General features: G+C 50.5%; 18 protein-coding genes and 2 tRNA genes. All 20 read left to right on the top strand.

Translation table 11 applies throughout. From position 1 onward, the window contains the following. Positions 1–16: 16 nt before the first annotated feature. The 20 genes from recJ to rplW all read left to right on the top strand — a co-directional run bounded on the left by recJ (position 17) and on the right by rplW (position 19,936). Positions 17–1,795, top strand: a complete 1,779-nt coding sequence (recJ, locus tag ACI3EW_RS13530; RefSeq protein ID WP_485663115.1) for a single-stranded-DNA-specific exonuclease RecJ — start codon at positions 17–19, stop codon at positions 1,793–1,795. Positions 1,796–1,868: 73 nt separating this feature from the next. Further along, the gene (locus tag ACI3EW_RS13525; protein ID WP_485663113.1) at positions 1,869–4,574 is read left to right on the top strand and encodes a cation-translocating P-type ATPase; all 2,706 of its coding nucleotides are present in this window, start codon (positions 1,869–1,871) and stop codon (positions 4,572–4,574) included. A 199-nt stretch (positions 4,575–4,773) separates the two neighbouring features. Further along, the gene (mscL, locus tag ACI3EW_RS13520; RefSeq protein WP_118532453.1) at positions 4,774–5,232 is read left to right on the top strand and encodes a large conductance mechanosensitive channel protein MscL; all 459 of its coding nucleotides are present in this window, start codon (positions 4,774–4,776) and stop codon (positions 5,230–5,232) included. A gap of 130 nt (positions 5,233–5,362) precedes the next feature. Then, a complete protein-coding gene (gene truA / locus ACI3EW_RS13515) occupies positions 5,363–6,130 on the top strand; it encodes a tRNA pseudouridine(38-40) synthase TruA (RefSeq protein ID WP_215701818.1) in 768 nt (255 codons plus the stop codon). Beyond that, positions 6,127–7,431, top strand: a complete 1,305-nt coding sequence (locus tag ACI3EW_RS13510) for an anti-sigma-I factor RsgI family protein (protein WP_485663112.1) — start codon at positions 6,127–6,129, stop codon at positions 7,429–7,431. The genes truA and ACI3EW_RS13510 overlap by 4 nt, the downstream gene beginning before the upstream one ends. 148 nt (positions 7,432–7,579) lie before the next feature. Then, a tRNA-Gln gene (locus tag ACI3EW_RS13505) sits at positions 7,580–7,652 on the top strand. 46 nt (positions 7,653–7,698) lie between these two features. Next, positions 7,699–7,771 (top strand) — tRNA-Gln (locus ACI3EW_RS13500). A 327-nt stretch (positions 7,772–8,098) separates the two neighbouring features. After that, entirely contained in the window at positions 8,099–8,809 is a 711-nt protein-coding gene (locus ACI3EW_RS13495; RefSeq protein WP_485663111.1) for an acyl-[acyl-carrier-protein] thioesterase, read from the top strand. Positions 8,810–8,941: 132 nt separating this feature from the next. After that, positions 8,942–9,784 carry a CvfB family protein gene (locus tag ACI3EW_RS13490; RefSeq protein WP_118298678.1) on the top strand — a complete coding sequence of 281 codons (843 nt, stop codon included), beginning with the start codon at positions 8,942–8,944 and terminating at the stop codon, positions 9,782–9,784. Between the two features lie 21 nt (positions 9,785–9,805). Further along, a complete protein-coding gene (locus ACI3EW_RS13485; protein WP_215701821.1) occupies positions 9,806–10,180 on the top strand; it encodes a RidA family protein in 375 nt (124 codons plus the stop codon). 343 nt (positions 10,181–10,523) lie between these two features. Then, positions 10,524–11,621, top strand: a complete 1,098-nt coding sequence (locus tag ACI3EW_RS13480) for an ABC transporter ATP-binding protein (RefSeq protein WP_485663109.1) — start codon at positions 10,524–10,526, stop codon at positions 11,619–11,621. 221 nt (positions 11,622–11,842) lie between these two features. Then, on the top strand, positions 11,843–12,931 hold the full coding sequence (locus tag ACI3EW_RS13475; RefSeq protein ID WP_215701823.1) for a PucR family transcriptional regulator: 1,089 nt from the start codon (positions 11,843–11,845) through the stop codon (positions 12,929–12,931). A gap of 3 nt (positions 12,932–12,934) precedes the next feature. Beyond that, on the top strand, positions 12,935–13,621 hold the full coding sequence (gene ftsE / locus ACI3EW_RS13470; RefSeq protein WP_215701824.1) for a cell division ATP-binding protein FtsE: 687 nt from the start codon (positions 12,935–12,937) through the stop codon (positions 13,619–13,621). Further along, complete coding sequence (locus ACI3EW_RS13465) at positions 13,611–14,525, top strand: cell division protein FtsX (RefSeq protein WP_485663106.1); 915 nt, start codon at positions 13,611–13,613, stop codon at positions 14,523–14,525. Before ftsE ends, ACI3EW_RS13465 begins: the two co-directional genes overlap by 11 nt. A gap of 13 nt (positions 14,526–14,538) precedes the next feature. Next, the gene (locus ACI3EW_RS13460) at positions 14,539–15,771 is read left to right on the top strand and encodes a murein hydrolase activator EnvC family protein (protein WP_485663104.1); all 1,233 of its coding nucleotides are present in this window, start codon (positions 14,539–14,541) and stop codon (positions 15,769–15,771) included. 141 nt (positions 15,772–15,912) lie between these two features. Beyond that, positions 15,913–17,310, top strand: a complete 1,398-nt coding sequence (locus ACI3EW_RS13455) for a S41 family peptidase (RefSeq protein WP_485663102.1) — start codon at positions 15,913–15,915, stop codon at positions 17,308–17,310. 503 nt (positions 17,311–17,813) lie between these two features. Further along, on the top strand, positions 17,814–18,131 hold the full coding sequence (gene rpsJ / locus ACI3EW_RS13450; RefSeq protein ID WP_015553845.1) for a 30S ribosomal protein S10: 318 nt from the start codon (positions 17,814–17,816) through the stop codon (positions 18,129–18,131). A gap of 222 nt (positions 18,132–18,353) precedes the next feature. Beyond that, a complete protein-coding gene (gene rplC / locus ACI3EW_RS13445) occupies positions 18,354–18,989 on the top strand; it encodes a 50S ribosomal protein L3 (protein ID WP_117503172.1) in 636 nt (211 codons plus the stop codon). A 27-nt stretch (positions 18,990–19,016) separates the two neighbouring features. Beyond that, a complete protein-coding gene (rplD, locus tag ACI3EW_RS13440) occupies positions 19,017–19,637 on the top strand; it encodes a 50S ribosomal protein L4 (RefSeq protein WP_117470152.1) in 621 nt (206 codons plus the stop codon). After that, complete coding sequence (gene rplW / locus ACI3EW_RS13435; protein WP_117470153.1) at positions 19,637–19,936, top strand: 50S ribosomal protein L23; 300 nt, start codon at positions 19,637–19,639, stop codon at positions 19,934–19,936. The genes rplD and rplW overlap by 1 nt, the downstream gene beginning before the upstream one ends. Positions 19,937–19,942: the final 6 nt, after the last annotated feature.

Here is a 19,942-nt window from a genome sequence, read left to right as displayed (position 1 = left end):
ATAACGGGAGAAAAACATGGAGGAAAAGAAAGAACTCTGGATGGTGCAGACGAAGCGGGCGGATTTTTCCGGTCTCGCCATGCGGCTGGGAGTCAGCCCGGTCGCGGTGCGGGTCATGAGAAACCGCGGACTGACGGAAGAAGCGGAGATGAGAAAATATCTTTATGGGACGCTGGACGATCTCTATGATCCGCGTCTGATGAAGGGGATGGAGCAGGCGGCGGAGCTGATCGCAAGAAAGCTGAAAGAGGGAAAGCATGTCCGGATCATCGGGGATTACGATATCGACGGCGTGTGCTCGACATATATTTTGTTAAAGGGATTTCAGCGGGCGGCAAAAGAACTATCGCAGCGGTGCTCATTGGAGGCAGGCCGATACAGCGTCGAGAAAGAAAATGATACTCAGATCGATTACGAGATCCCGGACCGCATCAAGGACGGATATGGGATCAACGAGTCGATTATCCGCCAGGCGTCCGCAGACGGAGTGGATACGCTCGTGACCTGCGACAACGGGATTGCGGCACTCCGTGAGATCAGCATCGCGAAACAGCTGGGAATGACGGTCGTGGTGACGGACCACCACGAAGTTCCGGTCGATGAGTATGGTCAGATCCTGCCTCCGGCGGACGCTGTGGTCGATCCGAAGCAGGACGGGGAGACTTACCCGTTCCACGAGATCTGCGGCGCTGTGGTCGCCTGGAAGCTCATCCGGGTGCTGTATGAGAAGCTTGGGATCCCGGAGAGTGAGTGGATGGACCTGTTGGAATTCGCCGCCATCGCTACGGTGGGGGATGTCATGAAGCTCCAGGACGAGAACCGGCTGATTGTAAAATATGGTCTCAAAAAGATCGGATCGACGAAGAATACCGGACTCCGGAAACTTATAGAAAAAAATAACCTGGATATCGAAAATTTAAGCGCGTACCATATCGGCTTTGTGATCGGTCCCTGCTTAAACGCCGGAGGCCGGTTAAAGAGCGCGAAGGTCGCACTGCGGATGCTTTTGGCGGAAGATCCGGAACGGGCCGGCGAGATGGCGGATGAGCTTAAAGAACTCAACGATATGCGGAAGGACATGACCGCGAAAGGGGAGGCGGAAGCGATCGAGCAGGTGGAAAAACAGTACATGGACGATAAGGTACTCGTTGTATTTCTTCCGGAGTGCCATGAATCGTTAGCCGGGATCATCGCCGGAAGACTCCGGGAACATTTCCACAAGCCGTCCTTTGTGCTGACCCGCGGAGAGACCACGGCGAAAGGTTCCGGCCGCTCCATCGAGCAGTATCACATGTACCAGGGACTCTGCAAAGTCTCGGATCTCCTCGTGAAGTTCGGCGGACATCCGATGGCAGCAGGACTTTCCCTGGAAGAAAAGGATATCGATGAGTTCCGGAGGCGGTTAAACGCGGACGCAGAGCTCACGGAGGAAGATTTTGTGCCAAAGATCTGGATCGACGTCCCGATGCCGTTCGAGTATGTGAACGAGAAGATCGTCCAGGAGTTAAAGGACCTGGAGCCGTTCGGACAGGGAAATGAAAAACCGCTGTTCGCGCAGAAAAGTCTGGTGATCCGGAATGCGAGAGTTCTCGGAAAGAACCGGAATGTCGTAAAGCTGAATCTCGTGACGGAGACGGGGCAGCCGGTGGACGGACTTTTGTTTGCCGACGGGGACCGGTTCCTTGAGGAGCAGGCGGGAAGAAATATGATCGATATGATCTACTACCCGGATGTAAATGAATATAATGGAACAAGGACATTGCAGGCCGTGATCAGAAATTATAAATTTCATTGAGAGACGCGGCCGGGTATGTTTTTCCCTCCATCCTCATAAACTTGCTAAAAGCAGGAGAGGATGGGGGGATTTTTTGTTTGAAGAAAAAACAGTCTTTGACGTAAAACGGGAGTTGGATGCCGGGGATCCAGGCGGTCTGTCCGACAGGGAGGCAAAACAGCGGCTGTCCATATATGGAAAAAATGAACTGCAGGAGAAGAAGCCTCCGTCTGTCCTGAAACGGCTGATCGGGCAGTTCATGGATCCGCTGATCTATGTACTGTTAGCTGCCGGTGTGATCTCAGTCCTTTTAGGGGAACAGGGCGACGCGGCGATCATCGCGGCAGTCGTGCTCTTAAATGCGGCGGTGGGAGTGGCACAGGAAGGAAAGGCGCAGAAAGCGCTGGATTCCTTAAAGAAGATGACGAGGCTCACGGCCGTGGTGCGGCGGGACGGGAGAATCCTTGAGGTGGATTCCGCCGTGCTGGTCCCCGGGGATCTCGTGCTGCTCAGTGCCGGGCAGCAGGTTCCGGCAGACATCCGGCTGATCACTGCGGAGAACTTAAAAACGCAGGAATCGTCACTCACGGGGGAGTCGGTTCCCGTGGAGAAAGACGCAGGATTTCTGGCAGGGGCGCATACCCCGCTGGGGGACCGGAAAAATATGGCGTACATGTCCACATTTGTGACAGCCGGGAGCGGCGAGGGGATCGTCACAGCGACGGGAATGGAGACGGAGATCGGCGGGATCGCAAAGCTGATCCACGAGACGCCGGAGGAGATCACCCCGCTGCAGAAGCGGTTAGGAGACCTCGGAACGATGTTAAGCATCCTGGCGGTGGGACTCTGCGCTGTTTTATTTTTGATGGCGATCTTCCAGAAGCGGGATGCGGGGGAGATGTTCCTGACGGCGATCTCCCTGGCGGTGGCGGCGGTCCCGGAAGGACTTCCGGCGGTCGTCACGATCGTTCTCGCACTCTCAGTCTCCAGGATGGCAAAAGTAAACACGATCGTACGGAGGCTGCCGTCGGTGGAGACGCTTGGAGCTGTCAATGTGGTCTGCTCGGATAAGACGGGTACGCTGACAAAAAACGAGATGACGGTGCAGGCGCTGGACGGGGATCCGGAACTCCTTCTGACGGCATTTCTTCTCTGCAATGATGCAAAATGGGGAAAACGGGAGGTGATCGGGGACCCCACGGAGGCGGCATTTTTACTCTATGCGGACAGAGAAAGCGAAGATCAGAAAAAGACGGACGTCAGAGACAGAAAGAAGAGAGGCCGGGAAAACGAAAGATGGTCAGAGAAGCTGAGAAGGGAGTGGGTCAGGAGCGCAGCACTGCCGTTTGACTCGGAGCGGAAGCGGATGACAACGGTATGCCGGAGACAGGACAGGATCGTCTCATTCACGAAAGGGGCGCCGGATGTGATCCTGGAACGGTGTGACCACTATAAGGACGAGACGGGGATCCATCCCATGACGGAGCAGCGGAGACAAAAATATGAAAAAAAGGTTTCCGCTTATTCCTCGTCAGGCGGACGCGTCCTGGGGGCAGCCATGAAGAACGGGAATGACATGTCCGAGCGAGGGATGACATTCCTGGGGCTGGCAGTCCTGGAAGATCCGGTGCGCCCGGAGGCCGCGGAGGCAGTAAGGGAATTTCGCCGCGCCGGGGTCACAACGGTGATGATCACGGGGGACCATAAAAATACGGCCCTGGCAGTGGCAAAAAAGCTTGGGATCGCGGATTCCCCGGCCCAGTGCGTGACCGGGGAGGAATTAGACAGGATGGGTGACAACGGGCTTGAGAAACGGATCGGATCGATCCGGGTGTTCGCGCGGGTCTCCTCGGATCACAAAGTCAGGATCGTTCAGGCATTTAAGAAGGCGGACGGGATCGTCGCTATGACCGGGGACGGGGTAAACGACGCTCCGTCTTTAAGGGCGGCTGATGTGGGGATCGCCATGGGAAAGAACGGGACTGATGTGGCAAAACAGGCGGCGGACATCGTTCTGACGGATGACAATTTCGCCACGATCCGGAATGCCATTGAGGAAGGAAGAGAGATCTATGAAAACATCAAAAAGACGGTGATATTTCTGCTTTCTTCGAACTTTGGGGAGATCATGACCATGTTTTTCGCGATCCTGTTTTCGCTGCCAGCCCCGCTCAAGGCAAGCCACATCCTTTGGATCAACCTGATCACGGATTCTCTGCCGGCACTGGCACTGGGGACGGATGTGTGCGACGGAATGGAGCTGATGGAAAAGGAGCCGCGAAGACCGGGAGAGAGCCTGTTTGCCCACGGAGGCGGGATCTGCACGGTGTTTTACGGATTTCTTATCGCACTGATCAGCCTGACCGCTTTTCTGGTCGTTCCGACAGCTCTTCTTGTCGGGAGCGGAAGACCGGCTGCACTTGCCGGGATCAGAAAAGTGCTGGAAGATCCCATGATCCTGGCGCACTGCCAGACGTATGCCTTTACCGTCCTGGGACTGTCCCAGCTTTTCCACGCGATCGGGATGCGGGATGTGGAAAAGTCTGTTTTCCGGATGGATCCTGTGAATAACCGGCTGATGATTCTGGCGCTGGCGGTCGGATTCTCCCTGCAGTTTGTGGTGACGGAACAGACGTCGCTCGTTGCGGCGTTCCAGACCGTGCGGCTCACGAAGACAGAATGGGCAAGACTTATCATCCTCTCCGCCATGCCGCTGTTTGCTCATGAGCTTTTACTCCTGCTGTCGCATTTTGGGAGAGGAACGGGGCAGGACGGAGATCCATCGGGGAAAGTCCGGTGATGGAAACGAGCACTGCAGAGGGACAGAAGCAGGATAAAATGGGGAAAATTTGAGGAAAAGATAAAAAAACAGGAACTGGGTATTCCCAACAAAGAGAAAAATTGGTAGAATAGTGGTGAAAATTGGTCCTGTTCATCTGGCAAAGAAAAGGAACAGGCACAAAAAAATCTGCGAAGAGCAGTCACCAGGAGGTCTTTCAATGAGTAAGCTACTGAAAGAATTCCGTGAATTTGCCGTTCAGGGCAATATGATCGACATGGCAGTCGGCATGATCATCGGTGCTGCATTTAAGGATCTTGTAAATTCCTTAGTCAGCGACATGGTGATGCCTGTGATCGGACTTTTCACGGGAAAGCTGGATTTCAGCAATATGTTTATCTCACTGAACGGAGAGCACTACGCGACTCTGGCTGAGGCACAGGCGGCAGCGGCTCCGACCGTAAACTACGGTCTGTTTATCACAGAGATCATCAACTTCATTATCATGGCGTTCGTGATCTTCATGGTAGTCAAACAGCTGAACCGCGCAAAGAAAATGTTCGAGAAACCGGCAGCTCCGGCTCCTGCTACGGAGAAGGAATGCCCGTACTGCAAAACAAAAATCAATATCCATGCGACACGCTGTCCGCATTGTACATCCGTGCTGGAAGACAAATAGTCTTTTCCGGGCGGTAACAGGCAGATGAGCCAGAAATTCCCGGCGGATCAAGGAAGAAAATTCTGCCGGGAATTTTTGTTTACCGGGAAAAGCCGGAACGGGTCCGCTTTGAGATCAGGAAGGAACAACAATGAAGAATAATATTCGCATTACGCTGGAATATGACGGAAGCCGGTATGACGGCTGGCAGAAACAGGGAAATACGGAGAATACGATCCAGGGGAAACTGGAGGCAGTGCTTTTAAAAATGGCGGGAGAGGAAGTGGAGGTCCACGGGTCCGGAAGAACAGACGCGGGAGTCCATGCAAAAGGCCAGGTGGCAAATTTCCATGTGGACGCGAAGATCTGCCCGGACGGAGAGACTGCGAAAGAATACTTAAACAGGTATCTGCCGGAGGATATCCGGGTGCTTGAGGCTGATCCCGCACCGGAACGCTTCCACAGCCGTTTGTCCGCCTCCTCAAAAACATACGGATATTATGTGGAGACCGGGGATAAGAAGAATGTGTTTGAGCGAAAATATGTTTACGGATTTGGAAAAAAACTGGATCTGGAGGCCATGAGGCGCGCGGCAGGCTTCCTCATCGGGGAGCATGATTTCAAAAGTTTCTGTGCGAACCGCAGGATGAAAAAGAGCACGGTGCGCCGGATCGATGAGATAAAGATCGTGGAACACGGAACGAAGATCGAACTTCTGTATACAGGAAACGGCTTTCTCTACAACATGGTGCGGATCCTGACGGGAACGCTCCTGGAGATCGGCAGCGGAATGCGGAAACCGGAGGAAATGAAGGTGATCCTGGAGGCAAAGAACCGGGACATGGCGGGGAGAACTGCTCCGCCGGAAGGCTTATTCCTTCTTCACGTGGCTTATGAAGGCGAGAGGAAAACGGTATGATGAATCAGAATGAAGAACATGAGGACATACTCTTTGAGGAGAAGAAAAAGCAGACGGACCGAAGGGAAGCGGGAATGGGAGCTGACGGAGAATTCTCCGCGGAATCCCTGAAAAAGTGGTTTACGAGGGCAGGAGGAGCGCTGGCGGCCTGCGCAGCTGCCGTCTGCCTGATGACGGTCCTGATGGCTGGAAAGAATCAGAAAGAGTCCCTGATCATGGAAGTAAATTCCGATATCCTGATGGAATTTACCATGAACCGGAGGGGCGCAGTGCTGTCGGCATCCGGAAAGATGGCGAGGACAAATGAAACAGTCTCCATGGATGCGTTTGACGGAAAAAGTCTTGGGATCACTGTGGGGAAAATTTTTGACCGGCTCGCTGAGAATAACAGTCTGGGCGAGGACGGAGGAATCCTGATCTCTGTCCGGAGATCTGATCCGGACAGTAAGGCGTCGCCGGAGAAGATCGTAAAAGAAGTTCAGAAGGAGACAGAGTCCGAGCTCCAAAAAAAGGAGTCCAGGGCGAAGGTCTACGTGTTTGAGGCGGATGAGGACGCAGACACGAAAAAACTTGTGACGGAATATGGGATCACGGTGACGAAGGCGGAGTTCTTAAAGCGTCTGTTTGCGGAAAATCCGGAGATCACAGTGCCGGAAAAGGAAGAACTCGCCGGGTATTCCTCGAAACGTCTGGTCCGTGAGATCGAAAAACATGAATATCAGCTGTCGCTGGAGCCGGTGATCGTAAAGACGACGTTTGAGAAGGCCAGCGAGGAGAGTACAGAGGAGGAGACAACTGCTCAGGAGAGCATGGAAGATGTCTTAAAGCAGGAAACAGAGACTACGGATGAGTCTGCTGCGGGTGAAGAGACAGAGACTACGGAGAACGATGGCCTTTCGGAGATGCAGAGACGCCGGAAAGCCCTGGAAGCCGGAGAGAGCGTGGACTGGGTGGACCAGGATACAGGAAGCTACCGGAAAGACGGGGATGACGAGGACGATGAGTCTGAGCGCGATGAATATGGAAGTTCTGAACGGAGACGGAATCGGAATACCTGGGAGTATGGAACTTCTCATGAGACGACCGGCGTTCCGGAAACTTCTCCGGCGGAGACGGCTCCTGCTGTAACTGCAGCGCCGGAAACTGTGCCGCCGGAGACAGCCGCGCCGACAGCCTCGGAGACAACGGCTGCGGTCCCGGAGACCACCGCGGCGTCCGGAATGCTGACACCGGAAACAAAGACTCCGGCATACATGCAGGGCCCTGGTTTCGAAGATCCGGACAATCCGCGGAATCATTAAGACAGGTGAGGGAAAATGTTCATCCACAGGCAGTAATTTTCCGGACTGGAAAGCCTGCAGCAGGATCCAGTAAATAAAAAATAAAAAAATTAAAAAAAATAGTTGACGGATCAGAGTCGTTGCGCTATAATATGTCTCGTTGATGCATTGGGCTATCGCCAAATGGTAAGGCAACGGACTCTGACTCCGTCATTTTCAAGGTTCGAATCCTTGTAGCCCAGTTTATAAACTAAATATTGTCGAAGTGCTTTAAGCACATATTATTATTGGGCTATCGCCAAATGGTAAGGCAACGGACTCTGACTCCGTCATTTTCAAGGTTCGAATCCTTGTAGCCCAGCTGATAAAAGGCTGTTAATCTTTGTGAATGCAAGGCTTAATGGTCTTTTTTGTTACTGTACACCTTTTTCTTGCGCTTGACATCCATTTGTGTTAATGTAAAGGCGAAGCTAACTGTTCAGTAGGTCTGCGCATTTACTGCGCTGACCGTACGAAAACATGGGCTGGCAGGCAAAAATCCCATTGCCGCAGGCAATTTTTAATGGATTTTTGCTCGTGACTGTGAAGGTACTGAACAGTTACAGGCGAAGTCGGAAAAAGAGAGCGTGTTTCGCGGGAATGGATTTTTGAGTCGGAATACGGATCTTGCCGATCGGTGAGGTAGATTATGTATGAATTAAACAGCCGGGTCCGGTACAGCGAGACGGATATTGACGCGAAGCTGTCCCTGACCGGGATCATGAATTATATGCAGGACTGTTCGACAATGCAGTCGGAAGACGCGGGAGTTGGGATCGGATATCTGGAGCAGGAGAAGAAAGCATGGCTGTTATCATCCTGGCAGATCATGATCGAAAGACGCCCGGCGCTGGGTGAAAAGATCCGCGTGGTCACATGGCCGTATGGGGTAAAAGGACTTTACGCCCTGAGAAACTTCGCGATCCTAGATGAAAAGAACGAATATCTCGTGAAGGCAAATTCCTACTGGTTTCTCCTGAATACGGAGACGGGACGCCCGATGCGGATCATGGAGTCGGACACAGCTCCTTACGGGGAGTTCAGCCCGAAACTCGAGATGGAGGATGCGGGAAGAAAGATCCAGGTGCCGAAGAAGATGGGGGAGACGGGCCGGATGGTGGTCATGAAACACCTTCTCGACACGAACCTTCATGTAAACAATGCCCAGTATGTGGACATTGCGAGAGAACTTCTTCCGGCCGGGACGGAAATTTCGGAGATCAGGGCTGAATACAGGAAAGCGGCTGTGCTCGGGGATGAGATCGTGATCAGGAGCGCGCGGGAAGGAAAATCCTATCTTGTATCGCTCTGCAATCCGGACGGCGATGTGTTTGCAAATATCGAGTTGAAAGAGATGTAACCGGATCCTGCTGATGGTTGGCAGGATCATGACAGTGAAAATAAAAAGAGAGGACGCAGCGGAAAGATCCTGGTTGCTGTTTGCATGGAACGTGAACAATGCCGGGGATGCAGCTGCGGGAGGACGAAAGACATGATGGAAATCGGAAAAATTCAGAAACTGAAAGTGATCAAAGAGAAGGACTTCGGAATTTATCTCTCTGACGGAGATAAGGCGGATGCCCAGGGCGTCCTTCTCCCGAAGAAGCAGGTACCGGCGGGAACGAAGATCGGGGATGAGCTGGAGGTGTTCCTCTACAAGGATTCTGAGGACCGCCTGATCGCGACGACATCCCGCCCGAAGGTCACTCTGGGTGAGACGGCGGTCCTTGAGGTGAAAGAAGTCTCAAAGATCGGCGCGTTTCTCGATATGGGACTGGAGAAAGATCTCCTGCTCCCGTTTAAGGAGCAGACCCACCAGGTCCGCAAAGGGGAGAAATGCCTGGTTGCCCTCTACGTGGATAAGAGCAAACGTCTCGCGGCGACCATGAAGGCGTACCAGTATCTGAGATGCGATTCCCCGTACCACACCGGAGACGAGGCGGATGGATTTGTATTTGAGATCAATCCGGATATGGGCGCATTCGTTGCGGTGGATGGGATCTACCAGGGAATGATCCCGAAAAAGGAACTGTTTTCCGGCTACAAGGTAGGAGATGAGATCCGTGTCCGTGTGACGAGAGTCCGTGCGGACGGAAAGCTTGACCTCACAACGAGAGACAAGGCGGGAAGCCAGATCTTTTCTGACGCCGATCTTGTCATGAAGGTCATTGAAGAGTTTGACGGAGTCCTGCCGTTTAATGATAAGGCAGCTCCGGAAGTCATCGCGCGCGAGTTCAAACTCAGCAAGAACGCATTCAAGCGTGCGGTGGGACATCTGTTAAAAGAAGGAAAGATCGAGATCACGGAGAAAAGCATCCGGAAAATCGATAAATAAGGAATCATGGAGGAAAATCACATGAAGAAAGTTATCAGCACAACAAACGCACCGGCAGCGATCGGACCGTATTCCCAGGCAATCGAGGCAAATGGTTTTGTATTTGCATCCGGACAGATCCCGGTAAACCCGGAGACAGGTGAGATCCCGGAGGGGATCGAGGCTCAGGCAGAGCAGGTCATGAAAAATGTGAAGAATCTTCTCGAGGCAGCAGGGACATCTGTTGACCAGGTTGTAAAAACAGGCGTATTCATCAAAAACATGGATGATTTCGCAACGATCAACGGCATCTATGCAAAATATTTCGCAAAAGACTGCCCGGCACGTTCCTGCGTGGAGGTTGCAAGACTTCCGAAGGACGTCCTTCTTGAGATGGAAGCGATCGCAGTAAAATAAGAATGATCGCGACAGTCGCCAGGGTCTCGTACAAGCGCGGACTTTGGCTCGTTGTTTGCGTAAATAAAAAAGGCGGAGACTGTGAGTGAAAACAGTCTCCGCCTTTTTGGTAATTTTGATAAGAAATTAACTAACCGTCTGTCTGTTTTTATGGAAAAAGGGCATATTTTTCAAAAAGTCTGAGTGGTCCTATGGAATATGCATGGAAAAAACGCATTTTTTTTGTGGAATAACCATATGGAAAAACATGTACTGTTTGTGTATGATGGATACAATAGATATAACAATAGGTTAAGTCTGCAATCCTGCAGATGAATATATCATACAGATCAGGAGGAAATTGATGTCTGGTTTAGTGTTAAAAAATATCAACAAGACGTTTCCGGGTGACCAGCAGGCAATCCGGGATTTCAATCTGGAAGTGAAGGATAGGGAATTTCTGATCTTGGTGGGACCGACGGCGTGCGGAAAATCGACGCTGCTTCGGATGATCGGCGGACTTGAGGAGATCACTTCAGGCAGCCTGCTGATCGATGGGATCGACATGACGGACGCGGATCCGAAAGAGAGAAACGTCGCGATGCTTTTTAAGAACAGTGTACTCTATCCGGGAATGAGCGTGGAGGAAAATCTCATGTTTTCACTCCGGATGGCAAAAATGAACCCGGCGGAGATCGAGAGAAGAGTGGAAGAGACTGCAAAGATCTTAAATCTTGGGGAGACTCTTGACAAGATGCCGGAAGAACTCTCAGCCGCTGATACATATCGTGTCCTTCTCGGACGTGCCCTGATGCGCCGCCCGGGGATCCTGCTCCTGGACCGCACGATCGCGGAGGCGGATCCGGATGTTCAGGAAGTGATGAGAAAAGAATTTGCAAACATCAACCGTGAGCTCGGGATCACAGTGATCTACGCGACAGACAGCCAGAAAACGGCAATGGCGCTGGGGACAAGGATGATCGTGATGAACGAAGGCGTGATCTGCCAGGAAGACTCCGCACAGAATATCTATAACCACCCGGGCAGCCTGTTTGTTGCCGGATTTTTCGGAACACCGCGGATGAACTTATCCATCGCGAAGGTGACGGAGGAGAACGGCAGTGTTGTCCTGAAGTTTTCATCAGGAACAATCCCGCTCTCAGAGAAAAAAGGAAATTTCCTCAGAGAGCTCGGCTATGTGGGCAAGGAGGTCTTAACAGGTGTCCGCCCGGATAAAGTCGCTCCGGCAAAGAACGGAGAGAACGGTGAGATCACAGGGGAACTCATCGGAGGCGAGGAGATCGATGATGCGCCGTATATCCGCTTCCGTGTCGGTGAGAATGAATTCCTGGCAAAGGCGGAAGGCGGAGAAAATCTCACCGGAAAGAAGATGTCCTTCAAAATTTCCGGCGACAATGTGTACCTCTTCGACAAAGAAACAGAAAAAATCATTGCAGAATAACCAAAATATCAGGCAGGCCGGTCCTTTTACGGGGATCCGGTCTGTTTTTTTAGTGAAAAATACAAAAAAATTCTTTTCTTTTTTGTGATTTTGCATTAGAATAAATGTGAATATGTCCATGCCTGCAACGATTGCCATTCATCCCGAAAGGAACTGCAAACCGTGGAACCTGAGGAGAAAGGTACTGGATCGTCGCGATACTGTGAAAAGGAGAGGACGCTATGATTTCAAATCAGATTTTACAGTCGAATATCGAAGGACTGAAAGAGATTACAAGAATTGACCTTTGCGTCTGTGATGTGGAGGGAAAGGTCCTGGCTTCCACATTCGAGCATGCGGAAGAGTATGAAAGCTCCATACTCGCGTTTGTGGATTCTCCGGCGGACAGCCAGGTGATTTCCGGTTATCAGTTCTTTAAAGTGTTTGATGAGCACCAGCTTGAGTACATCCTGCTCGCAAAAGGCGGCAGCGATGATGTTTATATGGTAGGCAAACTGGCAGCGTTTCAGATCCAGAATCTTCTGGTGGCCTACAAGGAAAGATTCGATAAAGATAACTTCATCAAGAACCTTCTTCTCGACAACCTTCTTCTCGTTGATATCTACAACCGCGCGAAGAAGCTCCATATCGAGACGAATGTAAAACGAGTAGTATATCTGATCGAAACAAAGAATGAAAAAGACAACAATGCTCTGGAGACGATGCGGAGCCTGTTCTCTACAAAGACAAAAGATTTCATCACGGCTGTCGATGAAAAGAATATCATCCTCGTCCGCGAGGTAAAGCCGGGTGAGACTTACGAGGATCTTGAGAAGGTCGCGAACACGATTCTGGATATGCTGAACACGGAGGCAATGTCCAAGGTGCGCATCGCGTTCGGTACGATCGTCGGCGAGATCAAGGATGTCTCCCGCTCCTACAAAGAGGCGAAGATGGCTCTCGACGTCGGAAAGATCTTCTACAACAGCAAGAATGTAGTTGCTTACTCGAACCTTGGTATCGGACGTCTGATCTATCAGCTTCCGCTTCCGCTCTGCCGGATGTTTATCAAGGAGATCTTTGACGGGAAGAACCCGGATGAGTTCGATGAGGAAACACTCACAACGATCAATAAGTTCTTTGAGAACAGCCTGAATGTCTCCGAGACATCAAGACAGCTCTACATCCACAGAAATACGCTTGTTTACCGTCTGGATAAGCTCCAGAAGAGCACCGGCCTGGATCTGCGCGTATTTGAGGACGCGATCACCTTCAAGATCGCCCTGATGGTTGTAAAGTACATGAAGTACATGGAGAATTTGGACTACTAAATTATGATAGAAATTTCAAAACTGACAAAGACCTATGACAGGGGTACGAAAGCCCTGCGGGATGTGAACATCACGATCGACGATGGGGAATTTGTCTTTATAACCGGCCGGAGCGGCTCCGGAAAATCCACATTGATCAAGATCCTCTTGAAGGAAGTGGAGCCGACTTCCGGCCGTGTTGTCGTTAATGACATGGACCTCGTGAAAATGCCGAGAAGATATGTTCCGAAATACCGCAGACGCCTTGGTGTCGTATTCCAGGATTTCCGTCTTTTAAAAGATAAGACAGTTTATGAGAATGTGGCATTTGCCCAGAGAGTGATCGGAGAGTCCAGCCGGACGATCCGGGAATCTGTTCCGCATATGTTGAAGATGGTAGGTCTTTCTTCCAAATATAAGTTTTTCCCGCACCAGCTTTCCGGCGGAGAACAGCAGCGAGTGGCGATCGCCAGGGCTCTGATCAACCGTCCGGAGATCCTGCTTGCCGATGAGCCGACAGGAAACCTGGATCCCCACAATGCGATGGAGATCATGGGACTTCTGGAAAAGATCAACAGGCGTGGGACAACCGTGATCGTTGTCACGCACAGCCATGAGATCGTGGACATGATGAAAAAACGTGTTATTACGATCGACCGTGGTATGGTGATCCGTGATGAGGAGGAAAGTGGGTACCGTTATGAGGATTAGCACATTCTGGTTCTGCATGAAGCAGGGACTGGTGAATATATGCAGAAATATCTGGTTTTCCCTTGCGTCGACCGCGATCATTTCTGCATGTATTTTTTTATTCTGCGTATTTTTTTCTGTGATCACCAACATCGAGTACATGGTCCGCACGGCGGAGACAACGATGGGGATCACGGTATTTTTCGATGAGAACCTGACGGAGGACGAGATCAAAGACATCGGGGCAAAGATCGAGTCGGATAAGTCGGGAATCATAAAAGAGATCAAATTTGTCTCCGCTGAGGAGGCGTGGGACAGCTTTAAGAGCGAGTATTTCGGGGACGAGGAGGCACTTGCGGAAGGATTTGCGGACGATAATCCTCTTGCGGGATCTTCTTCCTATGAGATCCGCTTAAACAACATCACGGATCAGGACGGGATGGTGGCTTACCTGGAAGGACTTTCCGGAGTCCGCAAGGTAAACTATTCCAACAGTGCGGCAACCGGCCTCGCGAGCTTTAATAAGATCATGGGACTCCTGTTCGGCGTCCTGATCGCCATGCTGCTCGCCGTTGCGGTGTTCCTGATTAGCAATACGATCTCTGTCGCCGCTGAATTCCGCAAGAACGAGAACAGGATCATGCGGCTCATCGGAGCGACAAATTTCATGATCCGGGCACCGTTTGTGGTGGAGGGAACGATCCTGGGGCTGATCGGAGCGGCGATCCCGCTGGGAGTCATGCTGTTCGTTTACCGCCAGACCGTGGAATATGTGATGAACCGGTTTGAGCTGCTCTCGGGGATCATCCAGTTCCTGCCGATCGGAACCTTCTATCCGACGATGGCGGCGATCGCCCTCGCACTTGGCGGCGGACTTGGATTTTTCGTAAGTTTCTTTACGATCCGCAGAGAGCTGCGCGTGTAGGAGGGAGAGACAAATGAGAAGATCAGGAAAATTTCTGGCTGCGGCCTTGTCTTTTGCCCTCGTTCTCGCGACGCCGCTTTCCGTCCAGGCGACGAAGAGCGGACTGAGTGACGCGAAGAGCAAAAAAACGGCGTTGGAAGCGGAAAAAAAGAAAACAGAACAGGAATTAAAGAACCTGGAAGGACTGAAAAGCGACACGACCGCCTATGTCAAAAAGCTGGATTCCAGCCTGGAATCCATTGGAAATGAGCTTTCAAAGCTGAATGATGACATCGACGCGAAGGAAAAGCAGATCGATACGACAAAGCAGGAACTCTCCGAGGCGAAGGAGACGGAGAAAAGCCAGTATGAATCCATGAAGCTCCGGATAAAATATATGTACGAGAAGGGAGACAGCACCTACGTGGATCTTCTCATGGAGGCGGGTTCCCTCTCAGAGCTTTTAAACAGGGCGGAGTATATCACAAAAATCTCTTCCTATGACCGGCAAAAACTCGATGAGTATGCCGCAACGAAGGAGAAGATCGCAGAGAAAGAGAAAGCTCTGGAAGGAGAGCATGCTGAACTATTAACTCTTCAGGATGAGACGGAGGCAAAACAGGCGTCCGTGGAGAAGCTTCTCGCCGCGAAACAGACGGAGCTCCAGAACTACGAGACGAAGATCGCTTCCGCAGAAGGTCAGATCTCCGAATATGCGAAGGCGATCGAGGCGCAGGAAAACCAGATCAAGTCCATCGAGGCGGAAATCAAACGGAAGGAAGAGGAAGCGAGAAAGAAAGCCGAGGAAGAGAAGAAAAAAGCTGCTGCGGCAAACAAGGCGGCACAGACGTATAAAACCGTGAGCCTTGGGGACATTAGCTTTACATGGCCGTGTCCGGCGAGCGGACGGATCACTTCGGGATTCGGAAGCCGGAAATCCCCGACAAAGGGAGCTTCTTCGAACCACCAGGGAATCGATATCAGCGCGCCGACAGGAACTTCCATCGTCGCGGCTGCAGCGGGTGAGGTCGTGATCGCGACTTACAGCTCTTCCGCTGGAAATTATGTGATGATCAGCCATGGAGGCGGCGTCTATACGGTTTATATGCACGCGTCCAGTCTTCTGGTATCACAGGGACAAAGTGTGAAAAAGGGACAGACGATCGCGAAAGTCGGCTCAACGGGCTATTCCACCGGATCCCATCTCCATTTCGGAGTCCGGGTGAACGGTTCCTATGTGAATCCGACGAAGTATGTAAGTCCATAGCGGACTTTGACAGAGCTGCGCAGATCATGCGGACAATTCGGATCGTGATAGGCTTTGCTGTACATAATGGATTTCAGACAGCAATGGAAGAGAAAAATCTCCAGACAAAAACAGCTGCAGAAGGATGAAGGAGAGAAGACATTGGAAGAGAAAGAGACGAAAAATAAATTCTGGAAAGGCGTCCTGGTGGGCGCACTTGTGACGGCTTTTGCGGGATTTGCAGTGGTTGGATTTGCAACCGGAATATGGATCATCGGGCGTCGGACTTCGGAGAGTCAGAGCGCACAGACGACCGGAGCGGATGCCAACAAGCTGGATATGAAAAAGATCGAGCCGAAGCTTCAGTACATGGAGGCACTGATCGACAAGTACTTCCTGTTTGATGAGAACATGACGGAGGAAGAACAGAAGAAGAACGGGACAGCGGAGGACTGGATCTATCGTGGGTACATGTATTCTCTGAACGATCCGTATTCTGTGTATTATGATAAGGACGAATATACCAGTCTGAACGAGGAAAATTCCGGTACCTACTGCGGGATCGGCGTTCAGGTCAGCCAGAATGTATATACCGGGATTATCACGGCTGTGAAGGTGTTTAAGGATTCCCCTGCACAGGAAGCCGGAATGCTTCCCGGAGATATCCTCTACAAAGTGGAAGATATCGAGGCGACCGGTGAGGACCTCTCTCTTCTCGTGAGCGATCACATCCGCGGTGAGGAAGGAACGAAGGTCCATCTGACTGTTTACCGTCAGTCCACGGATGAATATGTGGAGATGGATGTGGAGCGGCGCATGGTGGAGAACCCGACGGTGGAGTATGAGATGGTGGAAAACAAAGCCGGATATATCTCACTTTCTTCCTTTGAGGAGGTAAGCTCCGAACAGTTTAAGAAAGCTGTGGATGACCTTACAGCTCAGGGAATGGAAAAGCTGATCGTCGATCTTCGAAACAACGGCGGCGGTGTTGTCCAGGCGGCGAAGGAAATCGCAGATTATCTTCTTCCGGATGGAAAGACCATCGTAAGCTTTAAGGGAAAAGGAATCGATGACAGCACCTACTCTTCCGATGACGGACATGAAGTGGATGTCCCGATCATTCTTCTTGTAAACGGCGAGAGCGCCAGCGCCTCCGAGGTACTGACGGGTGCCTTAAAGGATAACAACTGGGCAACGATCGTCGGAGAGAAGACCTTCGGAAAAGGAATCGCCCAGGGAGTGTTCAATCTCCCGGACGGCAGTGGCCTGAAACTCACAACGGCATACTACTATACCCCGTCCGGTGAGTGCATCCACAAACTCGGCATCGAGCCGGATGTGACAGTCACACTCGACGAGGATTTGAAGTCAAAGATCGAGATCCCGAAGGATGAGGACAATCAGCTGCAGACAGCACTTGAAGTTTTCGATGAAGGCGTCGATGCGGTAAAAGCGAAGATCTCCGCGGAGACCGGGGAGACAGAAGCTGCGAATGATGACTTTGAGGCGAAGGTAAAGGAGAATCTGGAGATCGAGAAAGAGACAGGGGCTGAGAAGTAGGACCTGCGCATTAGATTCTGAGAAATTGATAACGGGGAAAATTGAATATCTACTATATTATATAGAAGAAACAGGATGCTCCCTGAAGCGAAAAGAGGAAAAAGTCACATGAGAATGGATCTGATGCGACCTTTTTCCTCTTTGCTGTTTCAATCTGTGCATGGAAAACTTCGATTTGAACATGCTCCTGCCGATTATCCACAAATTGAAAAAACCCTTAAAAAATAAGCAAAAAAGGCTTGATTTTTAGATTACGATGTGTTATTCTTATCTGGCTGTGACATGATAGCGTAGAAGCGAGAGGTTGCTGCCTGAGAATGGCAGGTGTTCCGTGGAGCGAATGTCAAGTTAGGAAACTGGCGACAAGTCACTGTACCAAATTAACAGCTGCTCAGGGTAAGGGGCAGTAACAACGTGTGAATCGGCATGATACACACGAGACCGTGTACAGTCACCGCTTGTCGTACTTCGATTAAAAGTGCGAAAAGGAGGCGACTTTTTTTATGGCAAGTCAGGTTATGAGAATCACATTAAAGGCTTACGACCATCAGCTGATCGACCAGTCCGCTGGAAAGATCATCGAGACAGTAAAGAAAACAGGAGCACAGGTGAGTGGTCCGGTTCCGCTGCCGACAAAGAAAGAGGTTGTAACAATCTTAAGAGCTGTTCATAAGTACAAAGATTCCAGAGAGCAGTTCGAGCAGAGAACTCATAAGAGACTCATCGATATCGCAAGCCCGAGCCAGAAGACAGTAGATGCACTGTCCAGACTGGAAATGCCGGCTGGTGTTTATATCGACATCAAAATGAAAAACAAATAATTGAAAAATATTTATTTTTCATGCTACTGAAATGTAGCCACTAAAATTAGAAATCCTGAATGGTTCTGATATAAAAGCAACACTACTCATCCTGAAAGGGAATCAACATCATTACAATATGTAATGTCATAGTGTTCCACCTATGTTGGGCTGCTCTAGGATGAACGCACAGAAAATTCTGTTTTGCGTTCCGCTGTAGATTAGTAACAGGAGGTAAAAACAATGAAGAAAGCGATTTTAGCTACAAAAGTCGGAATGACTCAGATCTTCAACGATGAAGGCGTTCTTGTTCCGGTAACTGTTCTTCAGGCTGGTCCGTGTGTAGTAACACAGGTTAAGACAGAGGAGAACGATGGATACAAAGCTGTACAGGTTGGCTTTGTAGATAAGAGAGAGAAACTTGTAAACAAGCCGGTAAAGGGTCACTTCGACAAGGCTGGCGTATCTTACAAGAGATTCGTTAGAGAGTTCCGTTTTGAGAATTCTGAAGAGTATAACGTAAAAGACGAAATCAAAGCTGATATCTTCGCTGCTGGCGATAAGGTTGATGCAACTGCTATCTCCAAAGGTAAAGGTTTCCAGGGCGCTATTAAGAGACTTGGACAGAGCAGAGGACCGATGGCTCATGGTTCTAAATTCCATCGTCATCAGGGTTCCAATGGTTCCGCAACAACTCCGGGCCGCGTATTCAAGGGCAAAGGCATGCCGGGTCAGATGGGTAACAAGAAGATTACCACTCAGAACCTCGAGATTGTCAAGGTTGACGTTGAGAACAACCTGATCCTTGTTAAAGGCGCTGTACCGGGACCGAAGAAGTCCTTAGTAACATTAAAGGAAACAGTAAAGGCTAACAAATAAGCTTTTACAGGAAAGGAGGAAACAGAAATGGCAAACGTATCCGTATACAATATGGAAGGTAAAGAAGTTGGCACAATCGAGCTGAACGACGCTGTATTTGGCGTTGAAGTGAACGAGCATCTCGTACACATGGCTGTTGTTGCACAGCTTGCAAATAAACGTCAGGGAACACAGAAAGCAAAAACACGTTCTGAGGTTTCCGGTGGCGGCAGAAAGCCGTGGAGACAGAAAGGAACAGGTCACGCTAGACAGGGTTCCACAAGATCTCCGCAGTGGACAGGCGGCGGAATGGTATTCGCTCCGACTCCGAGAGATTACACAATCACTCTTAACAAGAAAGAGAAGAGAGCTGCTCTTAAGTCCGCTCTTACAAGCAGAGTAAACGAGAACAAGTTCGTAGTTGTTGACGAGTTAAAGTTCGACGAGATCAAGACAAAGAACTTCAAGGCTGTTATGAACAACCTCAAAGTTTCCAAGGCTCTTGTTGTTCTTGCTGACAACGATCAGAACACAGTTCTTTCCGCAAGAAATATCCCGGAAGTTAAGACTTCCCTTGTTAATACAATCAATGTATTCGACATTCTGAAATACAACACTGTAGTAGCTACTAAGGCTGCTGTAGCATCTATCGAGGAGGTATACGCATAATGGCAAACGTACAGTACTACGACGTAATCCTCAAACCGGTTGTAACTGAGAAGAGCATGAACGCTATGAGCGAGAAGAAATACACATTCCTCGTACATCCGGAAGCAAACAAGACCATGATCAAAGAAGCTGTTGAGAAAATGTTCCCGGGAACAAAGGTTGACAGCGTAAACACAATGAACGCTGACGGTAAGAACCGCAGACGTGGCATGGTAGTAGGCAAGACTGCTAAGACAAAGAAAGCAATCGTTAAGCTTACAGCAGACAGCAAAGATATCGAAATCTTCCAGGGTCTGTAATTTTTG

It is taken from the genome of Pilosibacter rotomagensis (assembly GCF_045062245.2).
In the GTDB taxonomy this organism is placed as follows: domain Bacteria; phylum Bacillota; class Clostridia; order Lachnospirales; family Lachnospiraceae; genus Pilosibacter.
Note: the sequence above shows the minus strand (reverse complement) of the source record. Positions and strands in the feature narration are given on the sequence as shown.

What these genes read in the sequence shown, in the direction of transcription:
- rplW (WP_117470153.1), top strand. Translation starts at nt 19,637, where the DNA reads ATGGCAAACGTACAGTACTACGACGTAATCCTCAAACCGGTTGTAACT.
- ACI3EW_RS13490 (WP_118298678.1), top strand. Translation starts at nt 8,942, where the DNA reads ATGATGGAAATCGGAAAAATTCAGAAACTGAAAGTGATCAAAGAGAAG.
- rplC (WP_117503172.1), top strand. Translation starts at nt 18,354, where the DNA reads ATGAAGAAAGCGATTTTAGCTACAAAAGTCGGAATGACTCAGATCTTC.
- rplD (WP_117470152.1), top strand. Translation starts at nt 19,017, where the DNA reads ATGGCAAACGTATCCGTATACAATATGGAAGGTAAAGAAGTTGGCACA.
- ACI3EW_RS13460 (WP_485663104.1), top strand. Translation starts at nt 14,539, where the DNA reads ATGAGAAGATCAGGAAAATTTCTGGCTGCGGCCTTGTCTTTTGCCCTC.
- ACI3EW_RS13465 (WP_485663106.1), top strand. Translation starts at nt 13,611, where the DNA reads ATGAGGATTAGCACATTCTGGTTCTGCATGAAGCAGGGACTGGTGAAT.
- ACI3EW_RS13485 (WP_215701821.1), top strand. Translation starts at nt 9,806, where the DNA reads ATGAAGAAAGTTATCAGCACAACAAACGCACCGGCAGCGATCGGACCG.
- truA (WP_215701818.1), top strand. Translation starts at nt 5,363, where the DNA reads ATGAAGAATAATATTCGCATTACGCTGGAATATGACGGAAGCCGGTAT.
- recJ (WP_485663115.1), top strand. Translation starts at nt 17, where the DNA reads ATGGAGGAAAAGAAAGAACTCTGGATGGTGCAGACGAAGCGGGCGGAT.
- ACI3EW_RS13510 (WP_485663112.1), top strand. Translation starts at nt 6,127, where the DNA reads ATGATGAATCAGAATGAAGAACATGAGGACATACTCTTTGAGGAGAAG.
- ACI3EW_RS13480 (WP_485663109.1), top strand. Translation starts at nt 10,524, where the DNA reads ATGTCTGGTTTAGTGTTAAAAAATATCAACAAGACGTTTCCGGGTGAC.
- ACI3EW_RS13475 (WP_215701823.1), top strand. Translation starts at nt 11,843, where the DNA reads ATGATTTCAAATCAGATTTTACAGTCGAATATCGAAGGACTGAAAGAG.
- rpsJ (WP_015553845.1), top strand. Translation starts at nt 17,814, where the DNA reads ATGGCAAGTCAGGTTATGAGAATCACATTAAAGGCTTACGACCATCAG.
- ftsE (WP_215701824.1), top strand. Translation starts at nt 12,935, where the DNA reads ATGATAGAAATTTCAAAACTGACAAAGACCTATGACAGGGGTACGAAA.
- mscL (WP_118532453.1), top strand. Translation starts at nt 4,774, where the DNA reads ATGAGTAAGCTACTGAAAGAATTCCGTGAATTTGCCGTTCAGGGCAAT.
- ACI3EW_RS13495 (WP_485663111.1), top strand. Translation starts at nt 8,099, where the DNA reads ATGTATGAATTAAACAGCCGGGTCCGGTACAGCGAGACGGATATTGAC.